The 21,576-nt window shown below is 34.8% G+C and carries 17 protein-coding genes; 8 read left to right on the top strand and 9 right to left on the bottom strand.

Annotated features, from left to right (window positions below):
- Positions 1-15: 15 nt before the first annotated feature.
- Entirely contained in the window at positions 16-2,121 is a 2,106-nt protein-coding gene (locus MP478_RS10715) for a gliding motility-associated C-terminal domain-containing protein (protein WP_257200457.1), read from the bottom strand.
- Positions 2,122-2,274: 153 nt separating this feature from the next.
- Positions 2,275-3,072 carry a hypothetical protein gene (locus MP478_RS10710; RefSeq protein WP_257200456.1) on the bottom strand — a complete coding sequence of 266 codons (798 nt, stop codon included), beginning with the start codon at positions 3,070-3,072 and terminating at the stop codon, positions 2,275-2,277.
- Between the two features lie 204 nt (positions 3,073-3,276).
- On the opposite strand from MP478_RS10710, the gene glgP reads away from it, so the two are divergent.
- Entirely contained in the window at positions 3,277-4,941 is a 1,665-nt protein-coding gene (gene glgP, locus MP478_RS10705) for an alpha-glucan family phosphorylase (RefSeq protein ID WP_257200455.1), read from the top strand.
- Positions 4,942-5,018: 77 nt separating this feature from the next.
- Here glgP and MP478_RS10700 read toward each other — a convergent pair whose 3' ends face one another.
- Both MP478_RS10700 and MP478_RS10695 read right to left on the bottom strand, forming a co-directional pair.
- Positions 5,019-5,207 carry a DUF6496 domain-containing protein gene (locus MP478_RS10700; RefSeq protein ID WP_002984739.1) on the bottom strand — a complete coding sequence of 63 codons (189 nt, stop codon included), beginning with the start codon at positions 5,205-5,207 and terminating at the stop codon, positions 5,019-5,021.
- An 11-nt stretch (positions 5,208-5,218) separates the two neighbouring features.
- Complete coding sequence (locus tag MP478_RS10695) at positions 5,219-5,692, bottom strand: hypothetical protein (RefSeq protein ID WP_230038673.1); 474 nt, start codon at positions 5,690-5,692, stop codon at positions 5,219-5,221.
- A gap of 122 nt (positions 5,693-5,814) precedes the next feature.
- On the opposite strand from MP478_RS10695, the gene MP478_RS10690 reads away from it, so the two are divergent.
- Entirely contained in the window at positions 5,815-7,944 is a 2,130-nt protein-coding gene (locus tag MP478_RS10690) for a S9 family peptidase (protein ID WP_257200454.1), read from the top strand.
- A 69-nt stretch (positions 7,945-8,013) separates the two neighbouring features.
- Here the strand turns inward: MP478_RS10690 and MP478_RS10685 are convergent, their stop codons facing one another.
- The 3 genes from MP478_RS10685 to MP478_RS10675 form a co-directional block, all read right to left on the bottom strand.
- Positions 8,014-8,832 carry a GLPGLI family protein gene (locus MP478_RS10685; protein WP_257200453.1) on the bottom strand — a complete coding sequence of 273 codons (819 nt, stop codon included), beginning with the start codon at positions 8,830-8,832 and terminating at the stop codon, positions 8,014-8,016.
- A gap of 8 nt (positions 8,833-8,840) precedes the next feature.
- The gene (locus tag MP478_RS10680; protein ID WP_257200452.1) at positions 8,841-10,403 is read right to left on the bottom strand and encodes a vitamin K epoxide reductase family protein; all 1,563 of its coding nucleotides are present in this window, start codon (positions 10,401-10,403) and stop codon (positions 8,841-8,843) included.
- 70 nt (positions 10,404-10,473) lie between these two features.
- The gene (locus MP478_RS10675; RefSeq protein WP_230038665.1) at positions 10,474-10,662 is read right to left on the bottom strand and encodes a hypothetical protein; all 189 of its coding nucleotides are present in this window, start codon (positions 10,660-10,662) and stop codon (positions 10,474-10,476) included.
- Positions 10,663-10,946: 284 nt separating this feature from the next.
- On the opposite strand from MP478_RS10675, the gene MP478_RS10670 reads away from it, so the two are divergent.
- The 6 genes from MP478_RS10670 (at position 10,947) to recG (ending at position 19,856) form a co-directional block, all read left to right on the top strand.
- Positions 10,947-12,602 (top strand): peptide MFS transporter, encoded by a 1,656-nt coding sequence (locus MP478_RS10670; RefSeq protein WP_257200451.1) that lies wholly within the window; start codon positions 10,947-10,949, stop codon positions 12,600-12,602.
- A gap of 133 nt (positions 12,603-12,735) precedes the next feature.
- The gene (locus MP478_RS10665) at positions 12,736-14,490 is read left to right on the top strand and encodes a peptide MFS transporter (protein WP_257191444.1); all 1,755 of its coding nucleotides are present in this window, start codon (positions 12,736-12,738) and stop codon (positions 14,488-14,490) included.
- Positions 14,491-14,552: 62 nt separating this feature from the next.
- Positions 14,553-15,545 carry a YhcG family protein gene (locus MP478_RS10660; protein ID WP_257200450.1) on the top strand — a complete coding sequence of 331 codons (993 nt, stop codon included), beginning with the start codon at positions 14,553-14,555 and terminating at the stop codon, positions 15,543-15,545.
- A 19-nt stretch (positions 15,546-15,564) separates the two neighbouring features.
- A complete protein-coding gene (locus MP478_RS10655) occupies positions 15,565-17,076 on the top strand; it encodes a peptide MFS transporter (protein ID WP_230038657.1) in 1,512 nt (503 codons plus the stop codon).
- A 46-nt stretch (positions 17,077-17,122) separates the two neighbouring features.
- On the top strand, positions 17,123-17,656 hold the full coding sequence (locus MP478_RS10650) for a thioredoxin fold domain-containing protein (protein ID WP_230038655.1): 534 nt from the start codon (positions 17,123-17,125) through the stop codon (positions 17,654-17,656).
- A gap of 115 nt (positions 17,657-17,771) precedes the next feature.
- Positions 17,772-19,856: an ATP-dependent DNA helicase RecG gene (gene recG / locus MP478_RS10645; RefSeq protein WP_257200449.1), complete on the top strand. Its 2,085-nt coding sequence runs from the start codon at positions 17,772-17,774 to the stop codon at positions 19,854-19,856.
- 605 nt (positions 19,857-20,461) lie between these two features.
- Here the strand turns inward: recG and MP478_RS10640 are convergent.
- Both MP478_RS10640 and MP478_RS10635 read right to left on the bottom strand, forming a co-directional pair.
- The gene (locus MP478_RS10640) at positions 20,462-20,908 is read right to left on the bottom strand and encodes a response regulator (RefSeq protein ID WP_230038651.1); all 447 of its coding nucleotides are present in this window, start codon (positions 20,906-20,908) and stop codon (positions 20,462-20,464) included.
- On the bottom strand, positions 20,901-21,482 hold the full coding sequence (locus tag MP478_RS10635) for an AraC family transcriptional regulator (RefSeq protein ID WP_230038649.1): 582 nt from the start codon (positions 21,480-21,482) through the stop codon (positions 20,901-20,903). The genes MP478_RS10640 and MP478_RS10635 overlap by 8 nt, the downstream gene beginning before the upstream one ends.
- Positions 21,483-21,576 lie beyond the last annotated feature (94 nt).

Below are 21,576 nucleotides of genomic sequence, written 5' to 3'. Positions count from 1 at the left end.
ACTGATTTATGTCTCTTATTCTCTGTTTTTTACCAGTACCCATCCGGAAAATTTGACAGGTGTATTTTTCTTATCACTTTCATTCCAGGTTATAGAATACCAATATGTTCCTGTCGAAACTTTTTTCCCTCCTTCTGTACCATCCCATTTGTAACCGTTGGTTTTGTCTGCTCGGAAAATTCTATTTCCATATCTGTCGAAAATATCCATGACAAAGTTCTGTTTACCGGCTAATGCAGAGTAATCAATACCATCATTGACGCCATCCTGATTGGGAGTAATTACATTTACTAAATTCGGAACTACAATGTCAATTTCAATAGGGTCACAATTGTAAGCATCTTTTACAAATACTGTATGATCACCTCTTGAAATATTTTTGAAAACATTGGAATCCTGCCAGTTTATATTATCCATAGAATATTTATATGGAGGATTTCCTCCCATTACAGATACAGTAACTGTATTATTCGCAATATCAATTCCTGAAACCACAGGCTGATCAGACGGCAATACTTTTACGTTCTGTATCGCAGTACAGTCTCCGGTCTTAAGCTTCACCCAATAGGTTCCAATTCCTACATTGCTTATACTTTGAGTAGTAGCTCCTGTACTCCATTCATAACTTTTAAATCCAGGGCCTGCATCTAAAGTAGTGGTATCTTCTGCACAAATGATTTTATCTTTAAGGATATCCGAATATACCGGCGGGATAACTGTCAGAGTAATCTTAGCAATATTATAACAGCCTTGTGTATTGTAAACCCTTACATACACATATCCGCTTGGAGCAATATAATTGGAAGCATTAGAAATTTCATTGGTTTGATTGATGGCATCCGTAAGGGATGGGTAGTATTTTTTCCCTGCTCCCGGCTGTGCAGTTACGCTCGCTCCGGTAAGGTTAAATAATGCCGTAGAAGGATTCGTTTCAATAAAACATGATCTTATTACAGCATCATTGACAATGATTGCCGGATAGAATTTTAAAGTAATCTGCGCAACAGCAGTACATCCGAACTCAGAAATTACTTTTACATAGATTGTAGCTTCAGCAGATATAAATGCCATTGGTGTGGTAATCTCATTCATTCCCGCATCGAGGTCAGCCATGGAATGGTAGTATTTCTTAACTACAGTAGTACTTCCAATAATATCTGCCGATGTAAGATCAAACAATGCCGTACCTGCGTTATTATTGTTACAAGCTGTCAAAGTAGCATTTTTTACCTTGATAGAACCGTCTTTGAATTTAAATTTTCCGATCTGTTTACATTTATTAAGTGGGTTATCCGGATTTGTAGGATCTGTATAACTGATACTATAATAAAAAACAGTAGTGGTGTTCACCGTTCTGGGAGCGGTAATAGGATTGGCTCCCGTTAACGCTTCGTTCTGACTGGTATGATAGCTCACGCTAAAGCTCTGATTTCCATTAAGAATTCCTGCGGATAAAGTAGAAAAGTCAAACAATTCAGTACTTCCACATATAATAACTTCTCTTGGGTCAGCCGGGTTTACAGGAGCAATACCTGGAGGGATAAATGGATACGTCTGAATATTCGGGTCTGTAAATGGCGATGCCAAGGTAGCTGTACCACCCCATGTCAAAGAAAACGGTGCTGTTGTGCTGCTGGTGCTGCTCACCCAGTTGTCAATAAACAAATAATACGTTTGCCCGGGTAAAACATCCATATATTTACAGTAAGGAGTGGAAGAACCACCAATAGCACTTAGGAGCGTACTTGTCATATTTAACCCTGTAGAAGGACCTACTCCAATCACTGTTGCTGCATTACAACGTATGGGGGATCCCAGACTTCCGCAGGTAACATTAGGCCCAAAAATAGCCCAGTCATAATCAGCATCCGGATTATTAGGAACCAGGTCGAAGGTAAGTGTTCCTCCTGTGGCAATGGTAATTTTGTACCAAATCGAATTATGTTCACCGACTGCATCTATGCAGCTTCCTGAGTTTACCAATTCTTTAATATTGCCATATCCTGAAGGGCTGTAGGTAATATCTGAGTTTCCACAGACAGCTAATGCTGTTGCACAATCTGCCTGGGAATAAAAAGTTTGAGATATACAAAAAAGAATGAAAAGTAAAAGTTTCCTCATAGATATATGTTTTTATGGTTAAATCAGTTTAAATCAGGCTGATATCAACCCATACCAAATATACCTATAATTTAATTACAAATAATAAAATTCCAATAATTTTGAAATATTATAAATAAAAACAATAATTTATTATAGAATTCATTAAATGAATTATTTTATGCTTGTGATGTTTCCACAAAGATTTTCAAGATGGAATATTTTATGAAAAGGACTTTTCACCTCATTTAAATGTTCTTTATCCTGAATAAAAGTATATCGTGAGGCTATAGAATTCATATCAGAAACTATTACCAGCCAGCATTCATCTACAGAAGTATCATAATATGGGAATTTCTCATTTTTCTTTTCAATAAGCTCCAGGATTTTTTCCGAACAGAGTTCATCGAAAAGATTCATATTATATTCGTGGGTGATAAAGACATTCCTGCGGTGGAAAGATTTCCGCACGCTTTTCACACAGCCAACAGCTTTATTTCTTTTAATACTTTTATAAATACTGATAATATTTTCTTCCTGTTGTTCCAGATTATCAAATCTTACGTTAGTGTGAAATTCTAAAAAATAAACACCACGATATTTCGTAGTGTCCTCTTGTTCCAATAATATTTCTGCCTGACGGAATATCTTATTCAGGGTACTTTCCATCTTTTTCATTTCCAGATGATTGATCACTTCAGTCAGCTCTATTCCAATTTTTTTATCATTTAATTTGGCAATAAAATCAGGGCTTTCACAAGTGAAATCCTCAAATTTGACCTCGGGAAAGTGATGCATAAAAGAGTTGAGAAGTAATATTTCGGACTTCTTTCTGTATTTTTCACGGTCATGCAGCTGAGATTCATCTATTGTACGGTGGTACTTTTCTATGGGCTTTTTTTTCAAATGCCTGTTCAGGTAATATAAACTTAGATTCTTTATCAGATCTTCTTCAGAAAATGTCTTTTTCATGTGTGATTTTTTTATTGAATTAAAGAACACATGCAGTCATCGGTTTTCACCACTAAAAGTTTTTGATAATCAAAATTTTACACTCTTAAAGGTAAGTAAAAAAACAATCCCATAATTACTTTCCAATTTAATTTATCAAATAATTAATGTAAAGTTTATTTTCATAATCAATACCTTTGCCTCTTCTAACACAAATCAGCATTTATGGATTTCAGGAATTTCAAAATACCTTACAACGTTAATCCCCAATATTCAAAAAAAACCGCCTATTTCTCAATGGAATTTGCCCTTGAGCAGGTATTGAAAATATATTCCGGAGGTCTTGGATTTTTAGCAGGTTCCCATATGAGAAGTGCTTATAACCTGAAGCAGGATCTTATTGGAATCGGTATTCTTTGGAAATTTGGTTATTATGATCAGGCAAGAAATCATGACCAAACGCTACAACCGGTATGGACAAGAAAAATGTATAGCTTTCTGGTGGATACAGGGATAAAATTTCAGATTGAAATCCACAGTTCCCCGGTTTGGGTAAAGGTATGGTACCTTGATCCTGAGACTTTCAATACAGCTCCCATGTTTTTTCTTTCAACAGATGTTCCGGAAAATGATCATGTTTCCAAAACAATCTGTCACAAATTGTATGACGCCAATGAATCTACAAAGCTTGCTCAGTATATTTTATTAGGGCAAGGTGGTGCTAAATTACTGGAAGAGATGAATATCGAAAGAGAGGTATATCATCTGAATGAGGCCCATGGACTTCCGGCTGCGTTCTATTTATTAAAAAAATATAATGGAGACCTCAATAAAGTAAGAGAAAAATTAGTCTTTACAACTCATACTCCGGAAGAAGCCGGAAATGAAAAGCATAACCTCAAATTGTGCTATAATATGTCTTATTTCTCGGGCTACAGTATGGAAGAAATAAAAAGTATAGAAGGAACGGATGATGAGCGGTTTAACCATTCTCTTTGTGCTTTAAAAATGGCCAGAAAAGCCAATGGGGTTTCTCAGCTTCACGGAACAGTTTCCAGAACAATGTGGAGTAAATATCCGGGAATTTGTGAGATCACGTCTATTACCAATGCTCAGGAATTTAAATATTGGGCAGATAAGCTTCTTTATAATGCTAAAGATGAAAATGATGCAACTGTTTTCGACTATAGAAAAAAGCATTTAAAGAAAAAACTTTTCAGCACTGTTGCAGATCAAACAGGAAATTTATTTGACCCCAATATTTTCACCATTGTCTGGGCCAGGAGGTTTGCTGGTTACAAAAGAGCAGAACTTCTTTTGCATGACAAAGACAGATTTTACAGACTTCTGAACAATTCTAAATATCCTGTACAGATCATTTGGGCCGGTAAGCCTTATCCCATGGACTATTCTGCTATTTCCATCTTCAACACGCTCGTTGAGGAAAGTAAGAATCATAAAAATATAGCCGTACTTACAGGCTATGAGCTTTCTTTAAGCAAATCTTTAAAGCAAGGTTCAGATCTTTGGCTAAATAACCCAAGGGTTCCAAGGGAAGCATCGGGAACTTCCGGAATGACTGCCGCCATGAATGGTTCGGTCAATTTATCCACTGATGACGGATGGATTCCTGAATTTGCAAAACATGGAGAAAATTCCTTTGTGGTTCCTAAAGCAGATTATCTGAATATGAGCATCTATGAGCAGGATAATTATGATTTAAACAAATTATATGAAATCCTTGAGAACGAAATCCTTCCCACCTATTATGACCATCCTGATCAATGGAGAAAAATTCAGCACAATGCAATGGATGATGTAAAGGAACAATTCAACAGCGATAGGATGGCAGACGAATACTATAAAATACTTTATAATAGCCAGGATTAATAATACTTGCCAGAGTGTTCCAACTATTAAAATATAAAAGTCCGTGGAGAAATTCTTCGCGGACTTTTCATTAACTATTATTTGCTTTTCTTTTTTGAAGGCACTTTTAAGCCTTTTTCTCTTGCTTCAGAAATACCGATTGCTACGGCTTGTTTTCTGCTTGTCACCTTTTTTCCGGAAGAAGATTTCAATTTCCCTTCCTTGAATTCGTGCATTACTTTTCCTACTTTGTCCTGAGCTTTTTCTGAATATTTTGTCTTGCTCATAATAGATTTTTTTAAGATTTTAACAGGGATACCCCTAGTTCATAAACACAGGCATGTTTCAAATATTTTGAACGTTCTCGTGAAGTGACCGATTCAAAGTGGTCATTTTTTAATACAATAATCGGATCCTCAGCATTTTCAATTTCAAAATTCGCTAAATATCTTTCATCAGGAGCATCCTGACGCATTTTCGCTTTTATTTTCTGCAATTCATCAGCATATTTTCTAAATCCGGGATCTGATGAATGGATAAATTTGTATTCATCGCCTGCATACACATAGTAGTGAAGTTTTTTTTCTATCAAACCGGCTTCATCTGTAATCTGAGGGTTATCATTTCCATCTTTAAAACTCACTTCCACCAATGTTCCTCCTTTTTTATTGGCACATTCTTCAGCATCTTTAAAGCTGGAAAAACCTGTATAAACAATTCTGTCATTCAATACATAACGGTTCAGTTTCTGGTTGTATGCATTCGTTTCCATAATTATTATTTGATTTGATTATACTTAATGATATTCAATTTTTCTGCCAAAAGTCTTATTTGAAAAGCTTTTTTTACACATTTTAATAAAATTATTATCTTTGAAATCCATTAATGCTAGAAATGAAGAAACTATTTTTAACGCTTACGATTGCTGCGGCATTCCAAACTGTATCGGCACAGGAAATTACTTTAGATAAAATATATTCAGGATATTACCGTGGTAAAGGTATTGCCGGGATTACATCTATGAAAAACGGCGAAAACTATCTGGTTATAGAACCGGCAGGAATCGCAAAATATTCTTACAAGACTTCTCAGAAAGAAGGAAACCTTGTAGAGGGAAAATTTGAAAGCTATGAATTTTCTGATGACGAGTCTAAAATTCTTTTACAAGTGGAAAGCCAACCTATTTACAGACACTCTTTCCTTGGAAAATTTGACGTAAAAGATTTAAAATCAGGAAAGGTAATCAGCCTAAATGACGGCAAGACTGTTCAGGAGCCTAGATTTTCACCCGATGCTACGAAAATAGCTTTCATCTCTGATAATAATTTATTCTATCAGGATCTGGCTTCTGGAAAGATCACACAAATAACGAACGATGGTAAGAAAAACACCATCATTAACGGATTGGCAGACTGGGTATATGAGGAAGAATTCGGACATGCAAGACAGTATGAATGGACAAAAAATTCTGATGCTATTGTATTTGTAAAATCTGATGAGAGCCAGGTTCCGGAAATTTATATTCCTATCTATGGGAAGAATCTTTATCCGGCTGAAATGCGTTACAAATATCCTAAGGCCGGCGAAAAAAACTCTGTAGTTTCTGCACAATTATACCGTTTGGATAATGGAAAAACAATGCCATTGAATTTAGCCTCTTTTAAAAATTATTATATCCCTAACGTTTTTCAAACGGCAAAAGCAGATGAAATTGTTTTGATTACTTCCGAAAGAATTCAAAACGCTTCCGATATTTTAAAAGTAAATACTAAAACAGGAGCGGTTCAGAAATTATTCACTGAAACGGATGACAAGTGGATTGATACGGATAGCCCTACTTTAGAATTTCTAGAAGACAATTCCTTCCTTTGGGCTTCAGAAAGAGACGGAAACCGTCATTTATACTGGTATGACAAAGATGGCAAGCTTAAAAAACAGATCACTAAAGGAAACTGGGAAGTAACGGATTATTATGGCTTCAATCCAAAATCTAAAGAAATCTACGTTCAGACTACTGAAAAAGGAAGTATCAACAAGGTAATTTCTAAAGTAAATATTGAAAACGGAAAATCTCAGCTTATTTCTAATGCTGAAGGAAACAATTCTGCCAACTTCAGTAAAAGTTACAATTATTTTATTGAGACCTCTTCTACAGCTTCAAAACCTTACACGTATGTTTTAAAAGACGGAAATGGTAAGGCTGTAAAAGAACTTCAGAACAATAACGATCAGTTACAAAAATTAAAAGCTGATAATTTTACTGAAAAAGAATTCATTACCATTCCCAATGCAGTGGGCGATCAGATGAATGCATGGATCATGAAGCCTAAAAATTTCGATCCAAGCAAGAAATACCCGTTATTCATGTTCCAATATTCAGGTCCGGGATCGCAGCAGGTTTCCAATTCCTGGGATAATGGAAATGCCATGTGGTTCAATCATTTGGTACAGAAAGGATATATTGTTGCTTGTGTAGATGGACGTGGAACGGGCTATAAAGGGGCAAAATATAAGAAAGTAACGTATATGAACCTGGGTAAATATGAGATTGAGGATCAGATTACTGCTGCCAAATGGTTCGGTACCCAATCTTATATCGATAAGGGCAGGATCGGAATGTTCGGATGGAGCTTCGGTGGCTATATGACCAGTTTGGCAATGACTAAAGGAGCAGATGTTTTCAAAATGGGAATTGCCGTTGCACCGGTAACCAACTGGAGATATTATGACTCTGTATACACCGAAAGATTTATGAAAACCCCTCAGGAGAATGCTGACGGATATGATAAAAACTCACCTACAGAATATGCTAATTTATTAAAAGGCAAATTCCTGTTAATCCACGGGACAGCCGATGATAACGTACATTTCCAGAATTCTATGGAGTTTTCCGAAGCTTTAATTCAAAATAAAAAACAGTTTGATTTTATGGCCTATCCGGATAAGAATCACGGAATTTATGGAGGTCAGACAAGACCGCAGCTTTATCAGAAAATGACTGATTTTATCTTAAACAATTTATAAGAAAACATATCTTACAAATTAAACTCACTATAGATCCCTTTCAAAATTTGAAAGGGATTTTTATATTCATCAAGGGTATTTTACGGCTTTATCCAATTCTATAGGATTATTAAAAGCTTTTATTTTTTTTCTCTCATTACCTTCAGCAGGCTTCAGCTGCTCTTTAGAAAGAACAGTTCCGTCATCCAACAATAATTTCTGCCCTTCGCGCATAGTCAGATTTCCATTCAACACATATTTAAAAGGATTGGAATAGAGGTCCAACATTAGTGTATTTAAATCTTTCCTGGTAATGGGAATTGCTCTGGGTATATAATTATTTAATGAATTACGTTTATAATCATCCGGAATCTTTTCACTTTTAATCACATTAAAATAGTAATTCTTTTGAGTGTCATACAATTCCATAATCAATCCTGGCAATCCGTTAAACTTATAAGGTCCGTAGGGCATTGGGATATCTTTAGTAAACCATGCAATCCAGTTTCTTCCTCCGAATTGAGCAGTAGCTTTCTGAAGCCGGAAATTATCAGAAACTTTTGTACTGTCTGTAATAGTCCATTGTTGCTTGGCTTCCTCAGACATTTTATAAAAATTCACATCTCCGATATATTCATAGCTTTGATAGACATTATTATTGTTCTTTTTGATAAGAAAAGAAGTCAACCTACCAGGCGAATATTTTCCAGTAACATTAAATATTGAATCATTAATATAATTCAGTCTGTTATAGTAGGCAATATCTTCTTTTGTGATATCCAGATAGTAATTTTCCCTGATGATCTCTTTTGAGGTTGAATCTTTCTTGTATTTCACCTCATAGATGAACCTGTTGTTCTGAGAAAAAAACATCACAGTTCCCAGCAATATAAATAATAAATTTTTCATAATCGGTTTTAATTTTCTGATAAAAATTCGGGGATAAAATACTCCAGATCCGCTCTTTCATACTGAATGGGATATTCCGTATCATTGAGGAAAATATCAGGTGTAAAGTGAATGCTATTAGCCGTCACCCAATTTTCATGCCTTCTTAATAGATTAAGAGCAGCTTCTGAACTTCCGAAGTATTTAGAATATTTTGTATACCATCCATTTTTGTTTTCACTATACGCTTGAACTTCATACCAATTGCTCAAAGCCTCTAAAAATTCTGCCTTATTTCTACTATTGAGATAAATATTGGTAAGGTTGACATGAACTGTTTTGTTGTCCTCGTCACCTCTGTTAAGGTCTATATCGAAGAAAATATTAATTCTCAGTTCATCAGAATACATCTTAACCAGCTTTAGAAAAACAGGATAAAATTCTTTACAATGTTTACAGAAAGGATTGGTGATAAAGGTTAAACTTTGATCGGCATGTTCATTCCCAAATACAAAAGCACCTGAAAAATCGGTATCCATTAGTTTCTTTTGAATGGATAGATTGTTTTTAAAAAACAAATAGTTTCTCCTGAATTTCAGATTTCTCTTGATGCTATTTTCATTTTTCTGTGCAATCCCATTTTTCGTTCTTAAGTTCAGCAAAACAGCTAAAGAACCAAAAATTCCAATTAAAAATAAGAATACAGAACCCGGATTTATTTTCTTGGCATCAAAAGGTATAAGATTAGCTGTGAGTAATTGGATACACACACAGGTTATAATGATCATACACACCGGACAGTATTTTTTGACCACAAATACCTGATAGTATAAAGATAAACAAGCCATGGGAATAAATGTAAATAAAGCATATTGATAGACCGTAAAAAAGAATTCAATGTTTCTTGCGAGAGAAGATAAAATGAAGCAAACTATCTGACTGGTAAAAAACAAAAGTGAAATCTCAGATAAATCTATTTTGTTAAAAATTTTCCATTTTTTAGAATTAAAAACCAAATCGCAATCCGTATTCAAATAATTGCTTTTGCACACTCCCACCGGAATAAATGTTCCCTTCCCATGCGTCTTTTTATAAGCTTCGTAAGCAAATACAAATCCTATTAAAGAAGTAAGTGCGAAAGTTGATTGTAAAATTATATTGGAAGAATTGTATCCTAATAGAAATAAAAACAATATGATAAGGATTCCCCAATTGATGTAGGAATAATTAAGTCTTGATTTTGTAACAGCAAGTTCTTCTTCTTTTTCAATAACAAGTATTATATTTTCCCATTTTGAAAAAAAATCATTTGTCGGAGAACCGTTCATGATAAGTTGATTATTCTTATTTTTCACAGCAGCCAGCTCTCCCTCCACTAAAGCCAGAAAATCTTCCGGTAAAATATCTTTCTCATCATTATCTATTCTGTAGCTGTAATTTTCAATATTGAAAAAGTGTAACGCATCAGAAAATGCTAAAAGACTTGGAAAATCCGGATGCCCCTCCAACTGGAGCTCAAATTCATCCCGGTCAACATATATTTTATGATTCTCTAAATAATTGATAACAGCAGTATAACTTTTGTGTGTCATTTTTTTTTGTCATTTACTTTTCAAAAAACAGCAACAGTTTCCTGTTGCCATTTTAAAAAATAAGTCTTAATTATCCGCAACAAAAAGTCCCGTTGCAATAAGAATCTCCATTGCCTCCATGTGAAGCAGCACACTGTGCGTTTGTACATGCACATCCCAGATCAGTATATGGATCTTCTTCTCTTACGCCTCCTTTAATTTTTCTCTGCTCATTTCTGGATAAGCTTCCTTTCAATTTTTTTAAATCGATTTTTTTCATAATGCTTTCTATAAAATTGTTTTGCGTCATTATTGACCTATCAAAACTAAAAACAATGATCACCATAAAGAGAAATACATCATGTATATTTTTTGTTTTTTCTTTTCGAAATATGTGCAATATCTACTCGTTGTACATACATATTGATCAGGTTTTGCAAAATTTGATTTATAGTATCCGAAACAAAAAGTTTCTATTTATTTCATTAATCATTTCGTCAAGTATTATTTATTTTATCAATTGAAATTAAAAACTTATTTTTGGGAAATTTGAAAATTGATTATATGAAGACTAAACATCCTAAAGGGCTACCCTTCCTCTTTTTCACTGAAATGTGGGAGCGTTTCGGATATTACCTGATTCTCGGAATCTTTGTACTATATGTTATTGAGCCCACGGGTATGAAAGGAGGCCTGGGACTGCCTGACAAGACCGCAGATGATATTTTCGGAACTTATATTGCCCTCACATATCTTACCCCTTTCATTGGTGGATTTTTGGCAGACAGAGTTTTAGGATATATTAAATCCATCTACCTTGGTGGATTTTTAATGGCTGCAGGGTACATTGGGATGGGAGTTTTCAAAGACTTACCCTTATTTTACTCTTCTTTGGCCTTAATTATCATTGGAAATGGTTTCTTTAAACCTACGATTTCCACTCTTTTAGGAAACCTTTATTCTGAAGAACCCTATAAAGCCAATAAAGATTCCGGATATAATATTTTCTATATGGGAATCAATATCGGTGCATTCATCTGTAATATTATTGCTGCCTTTATGCGTAATAAATTTGGCTGGGGTGAAGCATTCATCACCGCCGGAGTTGGAATGCTGATCGGTATGGTTATTTTCACTATCGGAAGAAAACACTATATTCATGCTGCACAGATGAAACCTGTACAGGAAGGAGACACGAAACTTTCAGAAATTATGCTTAAAGTATTTGTTCCTGCTATTATTGCCGGAGCAATCGGTTGGTTTATTCCTAACAATATTTTTGGGAGTGACAGCACAGATGCCTTTATATTTGCATGTGTTCCTGTTATTTACTTTTATGCCTCTCTTTATTTCAAAGCTAAACCGGATGAAAAACCTTCAATTGGAGCATTACTTTCTGTATTCCTGATCAGTATGTTCTTCTGGGCGGTATTCAAACAAAATGGTACAGCCCTTACAAGATGGGCCAATTATTATACAGACAGAAGTGTTCCCGCTTCTTTAGAAAAACCTCTTGAAAGCATCTACATGGTGGAAGGCAAGAGTTATGAGGACAAAGAGGTTCCCATTTATGATGAACAATTCAGATCCCAAAAAGATGAAAATGGAAAACCTTTAAAAAAAATAGGAAAGGATATTTATTTCGAAAATATTTCAGAATTAGATCGTAAGGACCTGGGAGGAACCTCACCACAAAAAGTATATTTATATAATACCGAGCTGTTTCAATCCATTAATCCGTTTTGGGTAATTGCCCTAACACCGGTTATCGTAGGTTTTTGGGCACTTTTAAGACGAAAAGGAAAAGAACCATTAACCCCTACTAAAATAGTGTTAGGACTTTTTATTTCAGGACTATCCTGTCTGGTGATGGTATTAGCGGTAATGGCCGGAGACAACGGAGCGGTAAAAGTTTCTCCTTTATGGCTGGTAGCCAGTTATGGAGTAATTACTATTGGGGAATTATGCCTCTCTCCTATGGGACTTTCTTTTGTCTCAAAACTGTCACCAGCAAGAATTACAGCACTGATGATGGGAGGATTCTTCCTTGCCAATTCTGTAGGGAATAAGCTTTCAGGAATCCTTGCCAGTACATGGTATAACTACGAAAATAAGACGAATTATTTTCTTGTTAATTTCGGTTTGTTAATATTTGCTACGCTATTAGGCCTTTCTATGTTAAAAAGATTAAATAAAATTATGAAGGAAAAAGGGCACTAATCCTTGGTATTTATAAAGAATATAAAGCTGCAGAACCATTCTGCAGCTTTTTTATTTAAAAATAAAATTAAAACCTTGCCAAAAACCCAAAATAAACTATATTTGTCAGTCTTAACAAAAATTAACAATAGAAATGGATAATATTGAAGCAATAAGTCCGAAACCGGATGAATTTGTAGAGAATAAGAATTCCAGACATCCGAAAGGATTGTGGGTTCTGTTCGGAACAGAAATGTGGGAGCGTTTCAACTTTTACGGAATGAGAGCTCTTTTGACGCTCTTTATGGTAAATTCCTTATTGATAAAAGAAGCTGATGCAGCTATTATCTATGGTGGCTTCTTGGCTTTATGTTATTTAACTCCCCTTTTAGGCGGATTTATTGCAGATAAATATATAGGAAACAGGTTTGCTATTATCATTGGTGGATCATTAATGGCCATTGGTCAGTTTTTATTATTCATTAGTGCTTCCACTTTTTCTGCAGATCTTGGAAGCGCCAAGCTTATCATGTGGCTGGCTTTATTCGTTATTATTTTTGGTAATGGATTTTTCAAACCGAACATCTCATCTATGGTGGGAAGCTTATATCCAAAACAAGAGAAGTCTAAACTGGATTCTGCTTTCACTATTTTCTACATGGGAATCAATATTGGAGCATTTTTAGGTCAGTTTATTTGTCCTTATGTAGGAGACGTAAAAGACGCTGCTACAGGAGTAAGAGATATCTTCGCCTTCAAATGGGGATTCTTAGCCGCTTCAATTGCCATGGTGATTGGAACTATTACATTCTTTATCCTTAAAAATAAATATGTAGTAACACCTGAAGGAAGACCTATCGGTGGATTACCAAAAAACAATACCAGTGCAGATTTTGAAGAAGGTGAAACGCAAACAGCAAAATTCTCAGGTATGGCTTTAGGTATTACCGGAGTTATATTTGTTATTTTATTCTTTGCTTTCCGATATTTACTGGTAGGAGAACTTGGATTTAAAGCTGTAGAAATGGGTCAATTGATCAAAGGAATTATTTATCCTTTCATTTATTCAGCAGGTATTTCTTTGGCCTTCCTTATTATGAGTTCTGCTGAAAACAAAATTGAAAGACAGAGAATATGGGTAATTTATATCGTATCATTCTTTATCATTTTCTTCTGGGCAGCTTTCGAACAGGCAGGTTCTTCATTAACATTCATCGCAGATAACCAAACTGACAGAAACATTTTTGGATGGAATATGCCACCTTCAATGGTTCAGATCTTTAATGGTATTTTCGTTGTTCTGCTAGCCGTTCCTTTCAGTTTGTGTTGGGATAAACTGAGAGCAAAAGGAAAAGAGCCTGTATCTCCATTCAAACAGGCAATGGGACTTGCATTAATAGCTTTAAGTTATTTTATTATAGCGCACAACGTAAAAGATTTAGGAAACTCTGGCCTGTTGGCTATCAAATGGCTGATGTTACTGTACTTCATTCAGACATGTGGTGAGCTTTGTCTTTCTCCAATTGGTTTATCATTAGTTGGTAAACTGGCTCCAAAAAGATTCGCTTCATTATTATATGGTGTTTTCTTTATTTCTAATGCTGCAGGCTATGCCTTAGCAGGTTCACTAGGAGCTTTGATCCCTGCAACAGGTGATAAATTTACAAAAGCACAGGAAATAGGAGTAAATCTTCAGGATGTTTTAGATAAAAAAATAACATTAACTGCTGATCAGGTAGCAGCTTTCGATAAAGCTCAGTTACCGCTGCACAATCCTACATTCGCAGGATTTGAAATCCATAATTTATTTGAATTCTTTATGGTATTCGTGGTACTTTGTGGTATTGCTGCTGTGATTCTAGGTTTAATTTCACCTATCTTAAAGAAAATGATGCACGGTGTAAACTAACTGCATTAACAAAATATGAATAAAACCTCTGCTAAGTCAGAGGTTTTTTTTAATTTCGTACGATGGAAATTTCCGAAGATTCTTTATTCCAATCCGTAAAGGAAATTATTAGACAATCGCGCGAAAAGGTTTTTCGGATAGCGAATTCTACCTTACTGCTTACTTACTGGCAGATTGGAAAACTGATTGTTGAAGATGAACAACAGGGAAAAGAACGTGCAGAATATGGAAAATATATTTTAAAGAATCTATCTCAAAAGCTAACTTTGGAGTTTGGAAAAGGATTTGACTATACAAATTTATCTAATATGCGTAAATTTTATATGTCTTTCCCAATTGTTGACACATTGTCTCTACAATTGAGTTGGTCTCATTACAGACTGCTTTCAAGTCAGGATGATAAAAATAAAAGAAATTATTATCTCAATGAAGCGGTACAAAATAACTGGAATGTCAGGGATCTAAAAAGACAAATCAATTCCCTTGCTTACGAACGGGTTTTAAAACATAAAAAATCTTCCACAGAAACTATTCACAGTGTTTTAAAAGATCCTTATATTTTTGAATTTCTTGGCTTAAGATCTGATGAACAATTTTCCGAAAAAGAAATTGAAACAGCAATCATTGATCATATTCAAAAGTTTTTACTGGAATTTGGAAAAGGATTTGCTTTTGTAGCCAGACAACAACATATTTCAACTGATACATCAGACTTCTATATTGATCTTGTCTTCTATAATTACATATTGAAATGCTTTGTCATCATCGACCTAAAAACCGGAGAACTTTCTCATCAGGATATTGGGCAGATAGACATGTATGTAAGAATGTATGATGACCTTAAACGCGGTGAAGGAGATAATCCAACCATCGGAATTCTACTATGCTCAGAAAAGGATGAGACCATTGTAAAATACTCCGTTCTCAATGATAAAAACAATTTATTCGCCAGCAAATATTTGCTGTATCTCCCAAAAGAAGAAGAATTAAAACAAATTATTGACCAGGATAGAATCCGTTTTGAGCTGGATCAGGAAAATAAAAACCCTAATTAAAAATAATCATATTATCATTATGAGCTTAACTTTAGATGAAATACAAAATTTCAAAGGAAAATACCCCCAACAAATCTGGAGTCTGTTTTTCTCTGAGATGTGGGAACGCTTCTGTTTCTATGGAATGCGTGGAATGCTGGTTTTCTTTATGATCTCACAGCTCAACTTCCATGAAAAAGAAGCCAACCTTCAGTACGGAGCCACCCAGGCTTTTGTATATGCCTTTACTTTTATAGGAGGTCTTTTTGCAGATAAAATCTTAGGATTCAGAAAATCATTGTTTTGGGGTGGGCTTCTGATGATTATCGGAAGTTTAATATTAGCAACCGATCCCCATAAATTCTTTTTTCTGGGGATTGCATTTACTGTAGTGGGAACAGGCTTTTTCAAACCGAATATTTCATCAATGGTTGGACAGCTGTATAAATCTAATGATTCAAGAGCAGATGCCGGATTCTCACTTTTCTATGCAGGTATTAACCTTGGCGCACTATTAGGTGGTTATTTATGTATTGCAATTGGTAAAGGAGAATTCCTAAGCAATATTATATCCGAAGAAATGAGATGGCATATTGCTTTTGGACTTGCAGCAGTAGTAATGGTTATCAGTTTAATTAATTTCATATTTACTCAAAGGAGATTAGGAACTATTGGACTTCAGCCGGGACATCCTTTAGCAGAAATCAAATCTGCACCGATCCCAAAATGGAAAGAATATGGAGTCTACGTATTATCATTGGTTTTTGTACCCATCATTATGACTATGGTTGCCAAAACAGAATATACAGATTATTTTATGTGGACTATCGGGCCATTGACATTAATTTATTTATTCTATGAAATGTCTAAAGTAACAGCTTCAGAACGCAAGAAGCTTTGGGCAGCATTGGTCTTCATTATCTTCTCTATAGTGTTCTGGGGAATTTATGAACAAAGTGGCGGCTCTTTAAGTATTTTTGCCGCTAAAAACCTGAATAAAGATCTTTTTGGACTAGACCCGAATGGAGTGAATAACTCCGGAGGTGCATTTTTCATTATTTTCCTGGCTCCACTTATCGGACTTCTTTGGATCTGGCTGAACAAAAGAAAAATTGAGCCTAATACTATTATCAAATTTGGATTAGGTTTTATTTTCCTTGGACTGGGATATTACGTTTTATTTGCTACCCGTTTGTTTGCCGATCTTCAGGGAATTACTTCATTAAATTTCTTCACACTGGCATTATTGATTATTACCCTTGGGGAATTATGCCTCTCCCCTATCGGATTATCCATCATGACTAAGCTTTCCACCAAGAACCTTCAGGGGATGATGATGGGAATGTGGTTCCTTGCCTCGGCTTATGGACAATATGTTGCAGGGATTATCGGAGCCAGCCTGGCTACAGCAAAACAGGGCTCTACCAATTATGATGAATTGATCACTTATACTGATGGATATAAACAATTGGGATTATACGCTGTAATTGCCGGAGTAGTATTAATTTTGATATCTCCATTCGTAAAAAAATTAATGCAGGATGTAAAATAAAGAATAAACTATTATGCTTATTTTTACATAAATATCACAAATCATTATGAAGAAAATTTTAAGCATAGTACTCTTATTATTATTGAATTTCAGTTTTGCACAAATAAAGTGGATGACTATTGAAGAGGCTTTAAAAGCTCAAAAGACCCATCCTAAAAAAATTCTTATTGATTTTTATGCAGACTGGTGTGGGCCTTGTAAGATTATGGATAAAAAAACATATGGCCATGCCGTGATTTCCCAGATCTTAAATGAGAATTACTATCCTGTAAAATTTAATGCTGAAGAAAAAAATAGTATTGAAATCTTTGGAAGAACATTTTCAAATCCAAATACGGAACAGAAGAAAGGAAAAAATTCCCTGCATGAGTTTACCCAGTACATGAACGTAGGAGCTGTACCAAGTACTGTTTTCCTGGATGAACATGGAGATCCTATCACCATTCTGCAGGGAGAGTTATCTGCTAAAGAACTGGAACCCTACCTGGAACTGATATCAAAGGATTTATTTAAAAAAATCCGTACCAGAGAACAGTGGGAAGATTACCAGAGAAAGTTCAAATCTAAAATCAAAGACTAATATAAATCAAAGGCTTTCAGAATCTGAAAGCCTTTTTTAGATATTTACCTCAAGATTCTGGTATTAAAAATTTCAAATTCCAGCTATTTTACCGAAATTAGGGCTCGTTTTTTAAATGACTTTAGATACTTCAATAGAATACGTAAAAGGAATAGGTCCTGAAAGAGCCAAACTCATCAAAAGTGTGCTGGGCCTTTCCACTGTGGAAGATCTTCTGAACTTCTACCCTATCCGTTATCTGGATAAAAGTAAAATCTATACGGTTTCTCAGCTTCAGGAAACTAATCTTGATATCCAGCTAAAAGGGAAAATCACCCAGATACAGGAAATTCAGACCGGAAAAACAAAAAGACTTTCTGCCAAATTTAATGATCATACAGGCAGTATAGATCTTGTATGGTTTCAATATTCAAAATGGCTGAAAGAGCAAATTCCCGTCAATCGTGATGTATATATATTTGGAAAGATCAATGTTTTCAACAGGCAGTTTTCTATGCCGCATCCGGAAATAGAAGCTGAAGAAAGTAAAGATGGTGACACCCGTCTGAAGCCCATTTATCCAAGTTCTGAAAAACTTACTAAAAGGGGGTTGGGTCAAAAGTTCTTTCAAAATGCTCTTAAAAATATCTGCAAAGAGATTCCTCAGCTTATTGAGGAGAACTTTCCGGAATATTTAATGAAAACATTCAATTTTATCTCAAGGCAGCATGCTTTTCTGAATGTGCATTTCCCAAAAGATATGGAGCATTTTGATAAAGCAGATTTCAGACTAAAGTTTGAAGAGTCATTCTTTTTTCAATTAGGTTATGGCTTGAAAAAACTGCATCATAAAACTCAGTCACACGGCAATCCTTTTCCTATTATTGGGGATCATTTCAATGATTTTTATGAAAATCACCTTCCTTTTGATCTTACGAATGCCCAGAAAAGGGTTTTAAAAGAAATCCGCATGGATATGAAAAAACCCATCCAGATGAACAGGCTTTTACAGGGCGATGTAGGATCCGGAAAAACAATGGTGGGACTACTGACCATGCTGATTGCACTGGATAATGGCTTTCAGAGCTGTATGATGGCTCCTACAGAAATTCTTGCCCAGCAGCATTATAACGGAATGAAGGAATTATTGCAGGAAACGAATATCAACATCCGTCTTCTTACAGGTTCTACCAAGGCTTCTGAAAGGAAGATTATTCATGCAGAACTTGAAAGTGGCAGTCTTTCTATTCTGGTAGGTACCCATGCCATATTGGAAGATAAAGTTAAATTTAAAAATTTAGGACTGGCTATTATTGATGAACAGCATAGATTCGGGGTAGCCCAACGGGCGAAACTGTGGGCAAAAAATAAAATTCCGCCTCACATTCTTGTAATGACCGCAACTCCTATTCCGAGAACATTGGCAATGAGTTTTTATTCGGATCTTGATGTGTCTGTGATTGATGAAATGCCGGTGGGAAGAAAACCTATAATCACAGCTCACAGGCGTGAAAAAGACAGGTCGTATGTTTACAATTTCTGTAAAGATGAGATAAAGAAAGGAAGACAGATTTATTTTGTTTATCCACTTATTGAAGAATCTGAAACATTGGATTATAAAAACCTGATGGAGGGGCTTGAACATGTCATGGAATACTTCTCAGATTATAATGTTACCATGCTTCATGGAAAAATGAAACCTGATGAAAAAGATGCAGCCATGACTTATTTTGCTTCAGGAAAAGCAGAAATTATGGTAGCAACAACGGTTATTGAGGTGGGAGTAAATGTTCCTAATGCATCTGTAATGGTTATTGAAAGTTCAGAAAGATTTGGTCTTTCACAGCTTCATCAGCTTAGAGGACGTGTAGGAAGAGGAGCAGAACAAAGCTATTGTATTCTGATGACCTCAGATAAATTATCTAAGGAAAGCAGAACCCGTATCCGAACAATGACAGAAACCAATGATGGTTTCAAAATCTCTGAAGTTGACATGCAGCTTCGCGGTCCCGGAGATATCCTGGGAACTCAGCAGAGCGGCGTGGTAGATTTTAAAAGATTAGACCTTATCAATGATTCAGCAATCATTAAGACTACCAAAAATACAGTAGACAGAATTCTGGAGGCTGATCCAATGCTGGCAAGACCTGACAACCTTGTCATCAAAAATTATTACATCAGGTATTACAAAGGAAAGAATAAGTGGAGTAAAATTTCATAAAAAAAACCGCAGAAAATCTTTCCTGCGGTCCCCTTATAAAACTGTTATTTAGAAGAAATTACTTCTTGTCTGCCTAAAGAAAATTTATTTTAATAGTTTAGGTTTAATATTTTGTGATGTGGTGTGAAAATATTTATATATTATTTGAATAGATTTCAAACCATAACTATTAAAATAAATTATAAAAAAAACAAAATGAATTATTTTTCCAACTTGCTTATTATAAAAACTAACTGAATATAGAAGGAGACGAGGGAATGAAACGAATAAATAGGTCTCCAACTACTTTTGAGTTTTCATGATTGTACCGTTTTGTTTAAAGATCTTCTATGCTTTATAATTGGAAATTAATATAATTCATTTTGTTAAATAACATCGTGATTTATATAAATACTTGTTGTGAAACAATTACTATTCATTCATCTGTATCTTTTATTTATATCAAATTTGTGTCGCTGATTCTATACTACAAAAGTCTGCATTTTTATTGAAAACCTTTTTATATTATTTCAGTTATTAGTTATAAAATTTTCACCTATTTGTGAATACTATGTAATAAATATCGTTAAATTATCAAAAAATAGAATTAAAAAAACTACTGCCGTTTATACTTTCAGAATAAAATTCTCTTTATTCAGTCCTGATGTATGATACTGCCAATTGATAGTGATAACTTCCGTGAGTACTTTTTTCAATTTCTCAAATGTTTCAGGCTTTTTAATATAAACATTCCCTCCTTTTACAAAGAGATCTTCAACTTCATTTTCAGGGATTGATTCAGAATATACTGCTATTACCATATTGTTAAACTTCAGGTTTTCGCGAACTTCTTCAATCCATTCCAAGCTATTTTTGTCAGGAATTTCATATTTCATAAAAACAATTTCAGGAATAACAGCTTCTTCATTATTCAGATATTTCATCAGGGATATTCCACTGTTAAAGCATTGAACTTTAATAGAAATTTTTAGCTCTTTAAATATATTTTTAAAAAAAGTAAGTGTGTTTTCATTATCATCTGCTACGATTACGTTCAGAAATTCTTTATTCATACTGCATTTTATGGTTTATGGCCGTATTTTGGGCCCTGCGTCTTTTCCCTAGTATTTTTTGAAACTGGGATGGCGTAATGCCAGTTGTATTTTTAAACTGTGTGCTCAAATGGGCTACACTGGAGTAATTCAATTTGTGGGCAATTTCTGTGAGACTTTGCTTATTTCGTATAATTAACACCTTAGCGTGCTCTATTTTCTGCAAAATAATAAAGTTCTCGATAGAAGTAAAAGCAACTTCTGAAAAAAGGTTGGAAAGATATCCATAGCTGTGATTCAGCTTTTCAGAAATATAAATAGATGCTTTTACAGGAATAATCTCATCAGAAAAAACAAGCTCTACGATAGCATCTTTTATTTTTTGTACTAAAGCCGTTTTCTGGCTTTCAATAATTTCGATACCATACTCTCCAAGATGTTTCTTAAAAAGATGATGCTGTTCCTGCGTTAGGGGCTCGTAAAACTCTACCTCTCCAAAGTTCAGCAACCTGTATTTCAGCCCGTGTTCTCTAAGTTTTTCATCTAACACCTTCTTACAGAGAGTGTTGAAATCAAATTTTACATACATTTTCATCCTATTATAGTAAGTCAAATTTTCAGTAAATATAATGATTTATTTCAATTGAATGTGAAATAGCCTTATTTTTTTCAAGAATTGACCCACAAAA

It is taken from the genome of Chryseobacterium sp. WG14, assembly GCF_024586945.1.
GTDB lineage: Bacteria > Bacteroidota > Bacteroidia > Flavobacteriales > Weeksellaceae > Chryseobacterium.
This window is presented reverse-complemented; position numbering and strand designations above follow the sequence as displayed.